Origin of the sequence: Chamaesiphon sp. OTE_75_metabat_556, from assembly GCF_031378165.1 — a bacterium.
GTDB lineage: Bacteria > Cyanobacteriota > Cyanobacteriia > Cyanobacteriales > Chamaesiphonaceae > Chamaesiphon.
Genome location: NZ_JANNDR010000185.1, coordinates 1 through 1,651 on the forward strand (window position 1 = coordinate 1; position 1,651 = coordinate 1,651).

Annotated in this window: 1 protein-coding gene; it reads left to right on the top strand. The window is 46.8% G+C overall.

Going from position 1 to position 1,651, the window contains the following annotated elements:
• Nucleotides 1-208 precede the first annotated feature (208 nt).
• On the top strand, nt 209-1,651 hold a 1,443-nt coding region (locus RMO27_RS07680; protein ID WP_309731045.1), incomplete at its 3' end, for a helicase HerA domain-containing protein.

Here is a 1,651-nt window from a genome sequence, read left to right on the forward strand (position 1 = left end):
TAGTTCTTGCCGTTCTTGTGGTGTCATTATTCAGTTTGCGATGTGTTTGTTGGCTCCTATTTTCTAACTTTTTTGCCCTTCTGTCTTTGAGTATTTATACTCAGTACATTTTTGGGATGCTCCCGCTAAAGATAGCCTCGACAGGTACAAAAAAGGACTGCCCAACTACTACCTCCCCCTGCAACTCGAAGCCGACGATAACAACGATATGGTCGTTGTTTGCGAAGCCATTCACAGTTTCAACAGCCCCCTCGTCCTTGAAATCAAGATCGAACCAGACACCACCACCATCAAAGAAAAATCTGGTTGGATTAACGCCCTCGATCAAATGCTCTCCCAGCTCAAGCAAGCCAGCAGCGGCTCTGGGTTGAGTAGTAATAAAGATGGAGATCGCAATGCCCAACTTGTCTCCCGCATCTACGAAAAATATCAAACCACTTATCTAACGGAAAGCCTCTATCGTTATAGCTTCAAAGCGATCGGCATCGACGAACTAGCCGTTCGGAGTGTCTTGGGCACCCTGATGCTCAGTGGCACCAAAAACAGCCGCTATCGGACGATTATGCTAACTAAAGACCATCCCAGTTTTGCTGTCAGCCTCGCCGCTACCCAACAGGGACAAATATCTACAGCTACCCACTGGGAAGAATGGGACAAAGGACTCGGCGAAGCTGAATTTGGTGGCGATGGCATTACGGGCAAAGGGAGCGTCCGAGTTGCCGATCTTAAACCTTTGCATCGCTATGCCACATTAAATGAAATCGTCGGTTTATTCCGCATCGTCGTTCCTGGTAATGCCCCCGTAATCGGTATCAAGCAGGAAAACGATTTACCCAGTTTGGGTGCAGATAAGCGATGGATTGACTTTGGCGGACACGAACTCGCCAGACCCGATCGTACCATCCAAATTGAGCTAGAACAACTGAATAAACACGCTTTTATTTGTGGCGTTCCTGGGAGCGGTAAGACAACTACAGCGTTTAATCTGCTGACTCAGTTATGGTGTCAAGATATTCCCTTTCTAGTCTTCGAGCCAGCCAAAACTGAATATCGATCTTTGCTAGCGATTCAACCAGATCCCAGTAGATTTACTAACGAGCAACTGATTAAACTTCAGCGACTTACCCAAGAACTTAGAGTCTATACATTAGGCAATGACTTAGTTTCACCTTTTCGGTTCAATCCTTTTGAAGTCTCCGCAGGCGTGCCCTTTTACGAGCATATTTCCAATCTCGAAGCCTCATTTCGTGGGGGAATTTCTCTATCTGGGCCGCTACCAGCCTTGCTTTCCGAGGCATTAGAAGAGATTTATTACGATCGATCTTGGACTGGCGACGAAGAAGGCACCCCCGCCCATCTGTCAATTCCGACGATGCGGGATTTGTATGAGAAGATCTCGGCTCTATTCGATACCAAAGACTATGCAGGTGAAGTAAAATCCAATCTCAAAACCGCCCTAGAAGTCCGCATCGGTAGCCTCTTGCGCCGAGGTGTAGGTGCCATGCTCAATACCGAACGGAGTAGTCCGACAATTGCCGATCTATTAAAATATCCCACCATCATCGAACTCGATTACCTCAACCAAGATCAAGCGAATTTAATCACTTTTTTCCTACTCACCAAAATTCGCGAATATATCAAACGCCAACGC